This window comes from Paraburkholderia sp. MPAMCS5 (assembly GCF_036016995.1).
Lineage (GTDB): Bacteria > Pseudomonadota > Gammaproteobacteria > Burkholderiales > Burkholderiaceae > Paraburkholderia.
In genome coordinates this window covers 97,405-110,754 of record NZ_JAYXBK010000013.1, presented here as the reverse complement: position 1 = coordinate 110,754, position 13,350 = coordinate 97,405, and the positions used below count along the sequence as shown (strand labels likewise).

Sequence of the window (13,350 nt, the reverse complement as noted above, 5' to 3'; positions counted from 1 at the left end):
AAAAATGGCCGGGGAGATCGACTCTCCGGCCATTTTGTTTTGCTCTTTAGCCGCAAAAAACGGCCAAGCGCCGTTGCCTGGCCGTTTCTTCAGCTGTTCGTCTCAGCCGTTTCGTTCGCCCGACGCAAACGCTCGCGGCTATTCGACAGATGCATGCGCATCGCGGCCCGCGCGCCTTCCGCGTCGTGCCGGCTGATCGCTTCGAGAATGCTTTCGTGCTCCAGATTGACGAGCGACAGATACGCGTCCGGCTCCGCGCGCGCAATGCCGGCCGAATCGAGCCGGTTGCGTGGAATCAGCGCACTGCCCATTTGCGTCAGGATGTCGACGAAATAGCGGTTGCCCGTGGCGCGCGCCACCGAGATATGAAACTGCAAATCGGCGTCGACGCTGTCGAGCCCGTTGTGCCGCGTCGCTTCGATTGCGTCGAGCGCGACGCGCATGCGCGCGAGGTCTTCGGACTTGGCGCGCTGGGCGGCGAGACCCGCGCATTCCGTTTCCAGGCTGATGCGCAGTTCGAGAATGGACAACACGTCGCGCAGCGTGGTAGCCGGCACCATGTCGATGCCGAGCTTTTCGCGCTGCGGTTCGAGCACGAAGCTGCCGATGCCATGCCGCGTCTCGATGATCTTGCCTGCCTGCAGGCGCGAAATGGCTTCGCGAATGACCGTGCGGCTCACGCTCAGCGTGACCATGAGTTGCGATTCGGTCGGCAGCTTGTCGCCGGGCTTCAGCGCGTTGGACGCGATCTGCTCGGTCACGTAATTGACGACGAGCTCGGCAAGATTACGAGCGCGTCGTGGCGGTACGGCGGACGCCAGTGGTGTAGCCATCGAAAACGCCCCTTGAATCAGATAGTTGCACAAATTTCCTACGATCCATTATACCGTCGTCTGACGACTGATTATAGAAACGCCGGATCATTTTGAGAACTTCCCGGCAGCCGCCGGCTGCGGGCCGGGCGGGTGCCGGGCAGGCCGCGCGAAACCATGAGCACGGCGCTTCGCTTATTGCGGACGCAGTTCCACGCGCTTGATGTCCTTCACGATCACGAGGTAGCTGAACACCGTGAGCAGCGCATTCGCGCCGACGAACACCAGCGCGCCATTGAACGAGCCGCTTTGCGCCACCAGGTAGCCGATCACGATCGGCGTGACGATGCCCGCCACGTTGCCGAACATGTTGAAGATGCCGCCCGACAGACCGAGCGCCTCCTTCGGCGACGTATCCGCGACCACCGCCCAGCCGAGCGCGCCGATGCCCTTGCCGAAGAACGCGAGCGACATCAGCGCGACGACGATCCAGTCCGTCGAAACATAATTGCAGCCGATGATCGACACCGACAGCAGCATGCCGCCGACAATCGGCACCTTGCGCGCGACGGTCAGCGAATGGCCGCGACGGATCAGCGCGTCCGACACCACGCCGCCGAGGACGCCGCCGGAAAATCCGCAGATCGCCGGCAGCGACGCGACGAGACCCGCGTGCAGAATGGTCATCCCGCGCGCCTGCACGAGGTAGATAGGAAACCACGTGAGGAAGAAATACGTCAGCACGTTGATGCAGTACTGCGCGAGATAGACGCCGAGCAGCATCCGGTTGCTCAGCAGTTGACGGACGAGAAACCAGCCGCCCGATTTCGCGACGTCGTGCGGACGCGCTTTCTGGTGGCCGTTCACCACGCCGCCGCCCTATTCGATGTACTCCAGCTCGGCGGCCGACACGCCCGGATGATCGGCGGGATTCTTCATCGCCTTGAGCCACGTGAGCGCGAGCAGCAGTCCGGCCACGCCCATCACGAGGTAGACCATGTGCCAGCCGAACGCGTGCGTGAGCCAGGCCATCAGCGGCGTGAACACGACCGCGGCGAAGTATTGCGCCGAGTTGAAAATCGCCGACGCGGTGCCGCGTTCGGTGGTCGGAAACCAGCTCGCCACGACTTTTGCGTTGGCCGGAAAGGCCGGCGATTCGGCCGCGCCCATCGCGAAACGCAGCACGAAAAGGCCCGTCACGGCGGCGGCCGCGCTGCCGAGCAGGCCGATCGAGCTTTGCAGCAGCGTGAAGAGCGACCAGAAGAAAATGCTCGCGGCGTACACGCGCCGCGCACCGAAGCGGTCGAGCAGCCAGCCGGCCGGCAATTGCGCGAGCACGTAAGCCCAGCTGAACGCGGAGAAAATGTAGCCCATTCTGATCGCGTCGAGGCCGAACTCCGTGCGCATCGCGGTGCCGGTGACCGACAGCGTCGCGCGGTCGGCGTAGTTGAACGTGGTGATCAGAAAGATCAGCAGCAGGATCGCGTAGCGGACGTTGGTGCGCTTCGCGACGCTTGCGGAATTTGCCGTGCGGCTCATTTCCATGGTTATCTCCTTAATTCTTGTACAACGGACCGGAGTCCGGGCCGTTGCGGCTTGCCGCCGCGCCGGAAGCATCTGCAAAAAACGCCCGGCGACGGTGCGTCTCCGGGCGCTCGTTGCGCTGCTGTTCGTGCGGCTTGGGTTCGGCTTTGCGTTTGGCCCTGCGCTTGGCCTCGATGTGCCTGTTGTTCGCGTGGCCGCCGGATAATCGACTAGCCGGCCACGCGCGCGGTATTACTGCGAGCCGAGCGTCTTGATGAGCGCGTCGAGTTGCGCCATTTCGTCTTCGGTCAGGTCGGTCAGCGGCGCGCGCACGGGGCCGGCGCTGTGGCCGACCAGCTTCGCGCCGGCCTTGACGATGCTGACCGCGTAGCCCGCGCGGCGGTTACGGATCTTCAGGTACGGCAGGAAGAATTCGTCGATCAGTTTGCCGACCGTCGCGTGATCGTCGGCGGCGATGGCGCGGTAGAAGTCCATGGCCGTCTTCGGAATGAAGTTGAACACCGCCGACGAGTACACCGGCACGCCCAGCGCCTTGTAAGCCGCGGCGTAGACTTCCGCGGTCGGCAGGCCGCCGAGGTACGAGAAGCGGTCGCCCAGACGGCGGCGGATCGTCACCATGTTCTCGATTTCGCCCACGCCGTCCTTGAAGCCGATCAGGTTCGGGCAGCGCTCGGCCAGACCTTCGAGCATGTCGGCGTTAAGCTTGGAATTGGCGCGGTTGTAGATGATCACGCCCATGTTCGGCACCGACTTGCAGACTTCTTCGGCGTGCGCGGCGATACCTTCTTGGCAGGCTTCGGTCAGATAGTGCGGCATCAGCAGAATGCCGTTCGCGCCGTGGCGCTCGGCTTCCTTCGCGTATTCGATCGCGACGCGCGTCGGGCCGCCCGCGCCGGCCAGAATCGGCACCTTGCCGCGGCAGACTTCCGTCGCGGTGCGCACGACGTTGGAATAGTCGTTGTGCGTCAGCGAGAAGAATTCACCCGTGCCGCCGGCCACGAACAGTGCCGAAGCGCCGTACGGAGCGAGCCATTCGAGGCGCTCCGCGTAGGTGTCGGCGCGGAATTCGCCCTGTTCGTCGAAATCGGTGACGGGGAAGGAGAGAAGGCCTTCCGAAACGATCTGCTTGAGTTCCTGCGGTGTCGTCATGATGTGTGTATCCAAGCGTCGGTGTAAGTTAGATCAATAGAAATGAAGATTTCTTATACGTCATCGTACAACAACAATTCGCCTAACTCAACAATGTTTTCGCGGCATAATACTGGTCATAGGGTAAATACGGAACATCCTCAGCCCGTTCATGTTGTAGGATGACGTATGAATAGCTGGCGCAGAAGGCGTAAATCGCCATAAGGATCGATGCAATGGAACTTTCCCCGCTCTACATTCGCGTTCACCTCAATGACAATGTCGCGATCGTCGTGAACGACAGCGGCCTGGGCGAGGGCGCGGTTTTCGCCGACGGCCTCGTGCTGCGCGAGCGCGTGCCTCAAGGTCACAAGGTCGCGCTCGCCGATCTGGCCGAAGGCGACGAGGTCATCCGCTATAACGTGGTGATCGGCTACGCGCTGAAGGCGCTGCCCAAAGGCAGCTGGATCAACGAGCACGTGATCCGCATGCCGAGCCCGCCGGGGCTGGAGGATCTGCCCATCGCCACGATCAAGGCGCCGGACATGCCGCCGCTCGACGGCTACACCTTCGAGGGTTATCGCAACGCGGACGGCTCCGTGGGCTCGCGCAACATCCTCGCGATCACGACGACCGTGCAATGTGTGGCGGACGTGGTTCAGCACGCGGTCGCGCGCATCAAGTCCGAGCTGCTGCCGAAGTATCCGAATGTCGACGACGTGGTGAGCCTCGGCCACACCTACGGCTGCGGCGTGGCGATCGACGCGCCCGACGCGATGGTGCCCATCCGCACCGTGCGCAACATCGCGCTGAACCCCAATTTCGGCGGCGAAGTGATGATGGTCAGCCTCGGTTGCGAAAAGCTTCAGCCGGAACGCCTGATGCCGCCGGGCACGATTCCGATCGCATCGGCGCAGAACCCGAGCGAGATCGCGGACATCGGCGAGCTCGGCGCCGACGAGAACGGCGACGTGGTCGTGCTTCAGGACGAAGCGCATGTCGGCTTCCAGTCGATGATCGAGTCGATCATGAAAACCGCCGAAGGGCATCTGAAGCGACTGAACAACCGGCGTCGCGAGACGTGTTCGGCGGCGGATCTCGTAGTCGGCGTGCAGTGCGGCGGCAGCGACGCGTTCTCCGGCCTCACGGCGAATCCGGCCGTGGGTTTCGCGACCGATCTGCTGGTGCGCGCGGGCGCGACCGTCATGTTCTCCGAAGTCACCGAAGTGCGCGACGGCGTCGACCAGCTGACGGCGCGCGCGGCTAACCCGGAGGTGGCGGCGGCGATCATCCGCGAGATGCAGTGGTACGACGATTATCTGAAGCGCGGCGGCGCGGACCGTAGCGCCAACACCACGCCCGGCAACAAGAAGGGCGGGCTGTCGAATATCGTCGAAAAGGCGATGGGCTCGATCATCAAGTCGGGCAACTCGGCGATTTCCGGCGTGTTGTCGCCGGGCGAAAAAGTGCGCGAGAAAGGGCTGATCTACGCGGCCACGCCGGCCAGCGACTTTATCTGCGGCACGCTGCAGCTTGCCGCCGGCATCAATCTGCACGTGTTCACCACTGGCCGCGGCACGCCGTACAGCCTCGCCGAAGTGCCCGTCATCAAGGTGGCGACGCGCTCCGACCTCGCGCGCCGCTGGCATGACCTGATGGATATCAACGCGGGCACCATCGCGACGGGCTCGGCGACGATCGAAGAGGTGGGTTGGGAGCTGTTCCGCTTCATGCTCGACGTCGCGAGCGGACGCAAGAAGACCTGTGCGGAGAAACTCAAGCTGCATAATGCGCTGGCGCTCTTCAACCCGGCGCCGGTGACCTGACAGGCTGTTTCGACGGGCCGCGATTTCGCGGCTCGTTGCGTTTCAGGGCTTCGAGGTTTCAATGCGTCAAGGCGTCAAGGCGTCAAGGCCTCGTTCGCCTCCATGACAGTGGGTAATCCCTTCAATAGAAAGACATGACTGATTCGAATCCTGAGCGCGGCGCCGCACACAAACCTTTCCGACGTCTTCTGCTCACCGGAGCGGCCGGCAATCTCGGCACGCAACTGCGCGGCGCGCTCGCGGGGTGGGCCGACGTCGTGCGGGTGACCGACATCGCGCCGCTCGGCGAGGTGGCGGAGCACGAGGAAGCCTTCATCGTCGATCTCGCCGACGAAGCCGCGGTTCACGCGCTGCTGGAAGGCGTGGACGCCGTGATTCACCTCGGCGGCATTTCCGTCGAAGCGCCTTTCGAAAACCTGATCGAAGCGAATATTCGCGGCCTCTACAACCTGTACTCGGCGGCGCAGAAGCAGGGCGTGAAGCGCATCGTGTACGCGAGTTCGAACCACGCGGTGGGTTTTCATCCAGTGACGCAAGTGCTCGATACCGACGCGCCGTTGCGCCCCGACAGCCTGTACGGCGTGACCAAATGCTTCGGCGAATCGCTGTCGCGCTATTACTTCGACCGCTTCGGCCTGGAAACCGTGTGTCTGCGGATCGGCTCGTCGTTCGAGCAGCCGAAGAACCCGCGCATGCTCGTGACGTATCTCAGCTATCGCGACTTCATCGAGCTGGTGCGCTGTTCGCTGTTCACCAATCGCGTCGGTCACGCAATCGTGTATGGCGTGTCGGATAACCGCACCAAGTGGGTCGATAACACGAAGGCGGCGTTTCTCGGTTTTCGTCCGCAGGACAGCTCGGTCGAATTCGAGCATCTCTTTCCGGTCACGACGCCGACTGCCGATCTCGACGATCCCACGCAGCGCTTCCAGGGCGGCGCGTTCGTGCTCGCCGGTCCGATGGAGCCGAAGCGGTGAGCGCGGCGGGCCATCCACGAGTCGAGCGCGTCCAGGGCGCGGGCCAGGCGCCGGCGCTCGTCGGCGAAAGTCCGGTCTGGCGCGCGGCGGAGCAGGCGCTTTATTGGGTCGATATTCCGGCGCAAAAGATCGTGCGTCTCGCGCTCGACGCGGGCGAGCGGTCCGAATGGCTGTTGCCGGAGAGAGTCGCGTGCATCGCGTTCGATCGTCGCGGCACCGTGCTGGCCGGCTGCGAAACCGGTCTTTTCGCGTTCGCGCTGAACGAGGCTTCGGCTCATGCCGCCACGCAAGCCGCGCGCACCGGCGAGCCGGTGAAAGTGACGGGCCGCAAGCTCGCCGCGCCGGACTTCGCGTGCGGCGACATGCGTTTTAACGACGGCCGCTGCGACCGGCAAGGCCGCTTCTGGGCCGGCACGATGGTGCAGGACATGGCCGCGGCCAATCCGGCCGGCGCGCTATACCGGTTCGATGCGAAGGGCGTGCTGTCGGCGCCGGTGGTTGACAGGCTGATCACGCAAAACGGTCTGGGCTGGTCGCCGGATGGCGCGACGCTGTATCTGTCGGACTCGCATCCGTCGCGCAGACAGATCTGGGCGTTCGACTACGACATCGAAACCGGCGAGCCGCGCAACCGTCGTGTGTTCGCGGATTTGAACCACTATGTGGGCCGGCCAGACGGCGCCGCCGTGGATGCCGACGGCTGCTATTGGATTTGCGCGAACGACGCCGGCGCGCTGCTGCGGTTCACACCGCAAGGCAAGCTCGACCGCCAGATCGCCGTGCCCGCCATCAAGCCGGCCATGTGCGCGTTCGGCGGCCCTAATCTGGACACGCTTTTCGTCACGTCGATTCGTCCCGCAACGGGCGCGAGCGAACATGACGGGCATCTGTTCGCGCTCCGTCCGGGCGTGAGCGGCTTGCCTGAGCCGGAGTTCGCCGGCGAGCTTTAAGGCGGGTTCGAGGCTGGATTCGAGTCTGGATTCGAGGCTGAATTCGAGGCCGCGCAGGGCGCCGCCCCGTTGTCGCGGGCGGCACCGGTTGCTTGAAATTAAGCGTATATTCATCACTCGTCGTACAACATGTCGCGCCAATACCACGGTTTTGACGCATGTCCACGGAAAATCGACGAAGGTGCGTGCGCATCATCGTCCGTTCATTTCTTTGTGCTGGACGGCTCGCCACCTTGCCGCCACGTGATTTCAGCCTGTCAGGCCATCCTTGCCGATACTCGCTTTCCTCGGGTAAATACTGTCTGTACAACTCAAACAGCGTTTAATAGACTTCATATGTCGTCGTACAACGTATAAGCGCAAACAGATTCCTTTCTGTGGTTTTCGGGATCGTCGTTCGTACGTGGCGGCTTTCGCGCGCCATCGCGCACGCGAAACGCGCGCCGACGCAGCAGAAGTAAAAGAAGTGGAGTTGTCTGGCAGGAGTGCTGACCTTTGCGCCGGGGACGTTTGCACGGACAGCACGGCAAAGGCGTTCGTCCGCCCCAGGACACTGCGAACGCCGCGCCGGGAGACGCAGCAAAACCATGTCGCATCCGAAACAGGCCGCCAGGAGCGGCCCGCCGCACGCGGCCTTCCCGCGGTCGATCGGATGTCTAATTTTCAAGGAATGTCACGATGAACAAGAAGTTTGCCTCTTCCCGTGTTTCGTTGATCGTCGCCGCCTCCGTGCTGGCTTTCGGCGCCATGTCGGCGCAGGCGCGCGTGTTCCGCGTGTCGGACGTGCACGGCGACACGTATCCGACCAACATGGCCGTGAAGTACATGGGCGAGCAGATCAACAAGGCGACGGGCGGCAAGGACTCGGTGAAGGTCTTCGGCAACAGCGCGCTGGGTTCGGAGAACGATACGATCGATCAGGTGCGTATCGGCGCACTCGACATGGCGCGCGCCAACGGCGCGGCATTCAATGAGATCGTGCCCGAATCGATGATTCCGTCGCTGCCGTTCCTGTTCCGCGACATCAACCATTTCCGCAAGGTGATGTACGGCCCCGAAGGCCAGAAGATTCTCGACGCCTTCAAGGCGAAGGGCATGATCGCGCTGACGTTCTACGAGAGCGGCGCGCGTTCCATCTATACGAAGAAGCCGATCCACACGCCGGCCGACATGAAGGGCCTGAAAGTGCGCGTGCAGCCGTCGGATCTGATGGTGGACGAAATCAAGGCAATGGGCGGCACGCCGACGCCGATGCCGTTCGCCGAAGTCTATACGGGCCTGAAGACGGGTCTCGTCGACGCAGCGGAAAACAACCTGCCGTCGTACGAAGAAACCAAGCACTTCGAGGTCGCGCCGGTCTATTCGGAAACCCAGCATTCGATGACACCTGAAATACTCGTCTTCTCCAAGAAGATCTGGGACACGCTGTCGCCGCAAGAGCAGGACATCATCAAGAAGGCCGCGGCCGACTCGGTGCCGTACTACCAGAAGCTGTGGACCGCGCGCGAAGCCGATGCGGCCAAAACGGTGACGAAGGGCGGCGCGCAGATCGTGGCGTCGTCGCAGATCGATCGCCCGGCGTTCGTGAAGGCGATGCAGCCGGTGTGGGCGAAGTACGAAAAGACGCCGCAAATGAAGCAGCTTGTCGACGAGATCGAGGCAGTCAAGTAAGACTCGCATAGCGCTTTCGAAGCAGCGGGAAAGGTTTCGCGGATGAGACTGCGGACTTTCCCGCTTGTCGCCGATTGCGTCACGGGTAATGGAAAGTAGTATTGCTAATTAAATTCACGCGTCAGAGCTGTCCGTCGTAGGCAAGGATGGGGTCAATGAGATTCATGAAACGCCCAAACGATTTTCTCTTTCACGCGCTGGCGGTACTCGCCTCGATCAGCCTCGCGGCGCTGAGTCTGCTCGTGATTTACAGCGTCGTGATGCGCTACGTGTTTAGCGACGCCCCCGATTTCGTCGAACCGATCGCACTGTTGCTCGTGATCGTGATCGCCATGTTCGGCGCCGCGCTCAAGGTCCGCGAAGGCGGCCATATCGGTCTCGATTCGCTCGTGAAGAGCCTGCCGCCGAAAGGCCAGATCGTCGCGCATGCATTCCAGCATGTGTGTCTGATCGTGCTGGCAATAGCGATTTTCTTCGGCTGCCTGCAGATGGCGGAGACCACCTTGCATGACCGGATTCCCATTCTGGGCTTGCCCGAAGCCCTGCGCTACATGATTCCGATCATTGCCAGCGCCTGTATCGCGTTGTTCTCATTCGAGAACCTGCTCGCGCTTTTCGCCAAGAAACACAACTAGAGCAATCATGGAACTCGCCCTTCTTTCTCTCAGCTTCCTCGTTTTTCTGGTGCTCGGCGTTCCTGTTTCGTTCGCGCTGGGGCTGTCGTGCGTGCTGACGTATCTGTATGAAGGACTGCCCGCGGCGACGGCCATGCAGTCGATGATCTCGGGGATGAATGCGTTCTCGTTCCTGGCAGTGCCGTTCTTTATCTTTTCCGGCGAACTGATGCTGCACGGCGGCATCGCCGATCGCATCCTGCGCTTCGCGCAAGCCACGGTCGGCCATTTCCGCGGCGGCCTCGGCATGGCCAACGTGGTCGCGTGCACGCTGTTCGGCGGCGTCTCGGGTTCGCCCACTGCGGACACGTCGGCCATGGGCGGCGTCGTCATTCCGTTGATGAAGCGTGAAGGCTACAGCGCGGCGTACGCGGTCAACGTCACGACGCATTCGTCGCTCGCGGGCGCGCTGATGCCGACATCGACGAACATGATCATCTACGCGTTCGCGGCGCAAGGCATCACCGGCACGCTGAACGGCGTGCAGATGAGCGGCGTGTCGATCGGCGATCTGTTGTTTTCCGGCCTGTTGCCGGTGTTGTGGGTGATGGGCTTCGTGCTGGTCGCCGCCTACTGGCAAGCGGTGCGCTACGGCTATCCGCGTCGTCCGGACGGTTCGACCGAATTGCAGCGTTTTCCGGGCTGGTTCGCTGTCGCGCGCACTTTCCTCGGCGCATTGCCGGGCTTGATGGTCATCGCGATCATTCTGGTTTGCGTGGCAAAAGGTATTGCCACGGCAACGGAAGCCGCCGCTATCGCAGTGGCCTATTCGCTGGTGCTGACGGTCGTCGTGTATCGCTCGATGACGTTAAAGAAGCTGTCCTTCGCGCTTTCGAAGGCCGCCAAGACCACCGGCGTGGTGCTGCTGCTGATCGGCGTGTCGAACATGCTGCGCTTCCAGATGGCCTATCTGGAGATTCCCGATGCGATCGAGCACATGCTCGACGGCGCGACGAGCCTGCCGTGGCTGATGCTGCTCTACATCAACGTGATCCAGATTTTCCTCGGCACGTTCGTCGACATGGCGGCGCACATCCTGATCACGACGCCGTTGTTCCTGCCGATGGCGATGCACAGCGGCGTCGGTCCCGTCCAGTTCGGCATCATGATCCTGCTGAACTGCGCATTGGGTCTCGTGCATCCGCCTATCGGCTCGGTGCAATTCATTGGATGCGCAATTGGCAATGTGTCGATTGGGGAAACTACTAAGGTGGCGTGGCCCTATTACCTCGCTATCTTCAGCGCCATCAATATTGTGACGTACGTGCCGATGTTCTCCACGTGGTTACCTAGCTTGATCAACGGACACCCGGTCTTCTGACCCCCCAAACCCTCGATTCACCGGCTGAGCGGTTCGCAAAAGCCGGTGATCTAGAACAATTTTTTTAAGAGGAGCATAAATGAAAAAGGCACTTGCAACTTCGGCCCTGAGTCTGTTCGCCCTGGGCGCGCACGCTCAAAGCAGCGTCACGCTGTACGGTATCGTCGATACGGGTCTCGGCTACCAGAGCAGCCAGGCAGCACTGGGTTCGAATTCGGGTGGCCGCTCGGTCATCAAGATGAACAACGGCATCTGGGCGGGCAGCCGCTTCGGCCTGAAGGGCGGTGAGGATCTCGGTGGCGGCACCAAGGCCATCTTCCAGTTGGAAGAGGGCTTCAACAGCGCAACCGGCGCGCAGGCTGTGTCCGGCCTCGCGTTCAACCGCCAGGCATGGGTTGGCGTGACGAACAACACGTACGGTACGCTGACGGCCGGCCGCCAGTACACGTCGTACTACACGCTGCTGTCGCCGTATAGCCCGACCACGTGGCTGACGGGCGCATACGGCGCGCATCCGGGTGATATCGACTCGCTGGACACGGTGTATCGCGTGAACAACTCGCTGGTCTACACGTCGCCGAGCATGGGCGGCCTGACAGTGAGCGGCTCGTACGCACTGGGCGGCCAGGCAGGCAGCGTCAACGCCGGTTCGACCTGGAGCGCGGCAGTGCAGTACCTGAACGGTCCGTTCGGTATCGCGGCAGGCTTCCAGCGCATCAACAACTCGACCTCCGGCGGCGGCGATTGGGGTGCGAATTCGACGGCTTCGAACAACGGTTCGCAACCGGGCGTGTCGGGCATCAACAACGGTTATCGCACGGCGCAGGCTCAGCAGCGCGTGGCGGTCACGGGCGGTTATGCGTTCAACCCGCAGTGGGACGTGTCGTTCTCGTACTCGAACGTGCAATACATCCCGGGCGTGAACTCGACCTTCCGTCACGAAGCGATCTTCAACACGGTTGGCGCAGTGCTGCACTTCAAGCCGGTCAGCTCGCTGGATCTGGCTGCAGGCTATAGCTACACGCGTGCAACGGAATCGAACGGCATCTCGAGCGCAGCCCGTTACCACCAGTTCAACCTCTCGCAGTACTACAGCCTGTCCAAGCGTACGGGTCTGTACGCGCTGGAAGCGTATCAGCGTGCGAGCGGCCAGACGATCGGCAACAACGGCGTGAGCATCATCAACGCAACGGCCGATATCGGCGACGGTCAAAACACGGCTCCGTCCTCGTCGCGTAGCCAGGTTGCTGCTGGCGTGGGCATCATCCACCGCTTCTAAGCGGTTGGAGCAGGGGCGGCGTGTTGTTATGCCGCCACAGCGGCGCGTTTAATTACGCGCCGCTGAACATCACCAGGCTGCGCGTGCAACGCGCGCAGCGTTTGAATTCAGCTCGGGCTGTCGGACCACAGGCGTCCGCCGGTTGCCCAATTTTCGCGCTTCACGTCGGTGAGAATGATGTCCACCGAATTCGGCTCGACGCCGAGCGACTCGCAAGTCGCTTTCGTGATCGCTTCGACGAACTCGCGTTTCTGTTCCAGCGAGCGGCCTTCGAATAGTTCGATATGAAACGTGGGCATGCACGGTCTCCTTTGAAAAAATGATCGGTCGACGGATTCAATTCCGATAAGCGGCATCGATCCGGTCGAGTTTGCGCAGCAACGCCGGCCATTCGAGCGCGCCTTCAATGGCGCCGCCGTCGTAGAGCTGTTCGGCCGTTCGCGCGGCGACGGCATCGTCAGGCACGACGAGTTGCGCGCCGCAGGCTTGCGCCTGCAACTGGATGTCGCACGCTTTGAGCAGCGTCGCCATCAGCACATAGGCCTCGGCGACGGTGCGGCCGACCGTCAGCGTACCGTGATTGCGCAGCAGCATGGCCGGCCTGTCCGCGAGATGATCGACGAGCCGTTTGCCTTCGGCCGGTGTGAACGCAAGACCTTCATAGTCGTGATACGCGAGCTGGCCGTAAAAGCGCAGCGCGTGCTGCGACGCGGGCAGCAAACCGGCCGGTTGCGCCGACACCGCCACGCCCGCCGTATTGTGCAGATGCATCACGCAAAAGGCGTCCGCGCGCGCCGCATGCACGGCCGCATGCAGCGCGAAGCCGGTCACGTTCACCGCATGTTCGCTCGCGCCGACAATATGGCCTTCGATGTCGATTTTCACCAGATTCGACGCGTTCACTTCGTCGAACGCGAGGCCGAACGGATTGATCAGGAAATGGCCCGGATCGCCGGGAACGCTCGCGGAAATGTGCGTATAGATCAGATCGTCCCAGCCGTTGAGCGCGACGAGGCGGTACGCGGCGGCAAGGTCGATGCGAGTCTGCCGCTCGGCTTCGGACAGCGGCCCCGATTCCGCGACGCGGCCCGCAGGGGTATGGATGAACGTCATGGGGTGCCTCCTGATTGTGCGTGAACATGGCCTGAGCATTGCGCGGTTCTGGCG

General features: G+C 62.4%; 11 protein-coding genes and 1 pseudogene. 7 read left to right on the top strand and 5 right to left on the bottom strand.

The window, feature by feature from the left end; all coding sequences use genetic code 11:
- Positions 1–89: 89 nt before the first annotated feature.
- The 3 genes and pseudogenes from VOM14_RS24375 to kdgD all read right to left on the bottom strand — a co-directional run bounded on the left by VOM14_RS24375 (position 90) and on the right by kdgD (position 3,506).
- Positions 90–833, bottom strand: a complete 744-nt coding sequence (locus VOM14_RS24375) for a FadR/GntR family transcriptional regulator (RefSeq protein ID WP_327631319.1) — start codon at positions 831–833, stop codon at positions 90–92.
- Between the two features lie 174 nt (positions 834–1,007).
- Positions 1,008–2,357, bottom strand: a pseudogene (locus VOM14_RS24370) (MFS transporter).
- Positions 2,358–2,588: 231 nt separating this feature from the next.
- Entirely contained in the window at positions 2,589–3,506 is a 918-nt protein-coding gene (gene kdgD, locus VOM14_RS24365; protein ID WP_327631318.1) for a 5-dehydro-4-deoxyglucarate dehydratase, read from the bottom strand.
- Positions 3,507–3,721: 215 nt separating this feature from the next.
- Between kdgD and garD the strand changes: the two genes are divergently transcribed.
- From garD to VOM14_RS24330, 7 genes are all read left to right on the top strand, one after another.
- Entirely contained in the window at positions 3,722–5,311 is a 1,590-nt protein-coding gene (gene garD, locus VOM14_RS24360) for a galactarate dehydratase (RefSeq protein WP_327631317.1), read from the top strand.
- Positions 5,312–5,445: 134 nt separating this feature from the next.
- Positions 5,446–6,288 carry an NAD-dependent epimerase/dehydratase family protein gene (locus VOM14_RS24355; RefSeq protein ID WP_327631316.1) on the top strand — a complete coding sequence of 281 codons (843 nt, stop codon included), beginning with the start codon at positions 5,446–5,448 and terminating at the stop codon, positions 6,286–6,288.
- The gene (locus VOM14_RS24350; RefSeq protein WP_327631315.1) at positions 6,285–7,238 is read left to right on the top strand and encodes an SMP-30/gluconolactonase/LRE family protein; all 954 of its coding nucleotides are present in this window, start codon (positions 6,285–6,287) and stop codon (positions 7,236–7,238) included. The genes VOM14_RS24355 and VOM14_RS24350 overlap by 4 nt, the downstream gene beginning before the upstream one ends.
- Before the next feature lie 678 nt (positions 7,239–7,916).
- Positions 7,917–8,909, top strand: a complete 993-nt coding sequence (locus tag VOM14_RS24345) for a TRAP transporter substrate-binding protein (protein WP_327631314.1) — start codon at positions 7,917–7,919, stop codon at positions 8,907–8,909.
- Positions 8,910–9,073: 164 nt separating this feature from the next.
- Positions 9,074–9,544, top strand: a complete 471-nt coding sequence (locus VOM14_RS24340) for a TRAP transporter small permease (protein WP_327631313.1) — start codon at positions 9,074–9,076, stop codon at positions 9,542–9,544.
- Positions 9,545–9,551: 7 nt separating this feature from the next.
- Entirely contained in the window at positions 9,552–10,904 is a 1,353-nt protein-coding gene (locus tag VOM14_RS24335; RefSeq protein ID WP_327631312.1) for a TRAP transporter large permease, read from the top strand.
- Positions 10,905–10,983: 79 nt separating this feature from the next.
- Positions 10,984–12,183: a porin gene (locus tag VOM14_RS24330; RefSeq protein ID WP_327631311.1), complete on the top strand. Its 1,200-nt coding sequence runs from the start codon at positions 10,984–10,986 to the stop codon at positions 12,181–12,183.
- A gap of 107 nt (positions 12,184–12,290) precedes the next feature.
- Here the strand turns inward: VOM14_RS24330 and VOM14_RS24325 are convergent, their stop codons facing one another.
- Together VOM14_RS24325 and VOM14_RS24320 are read right to left on the bottom strand one after the other, a co-directional pair.
- Positions 12,291–12,539, bottom strand: a complete 249-nt coding sequence (locus VOM14_RS24325; RefSeq protein ID WP_327631310.1) for a 4-oxalocrotonate tautomerase — start codon at positions 12,537–12,539, stop codon at positions 12,291–12,293.
- On the bottom strand, positions 12,520–13,296 hold the full coding sequence (locus VOM14_RS24320) for a class II aldolase/adducin family protein (RefSeq protein ID WP_327631309.1): 777 nt from the start codon (positions 13,294–13,296) through the stop codon (positions 12,520–12,522). The genes VOM14_RS24325 and VOM14_RS24320 overlap by 20 nt, the downstream gene beginning before the upstream one ends.
- Positions 13,297–13,350 lie beyond the last annotated feature (54 nt).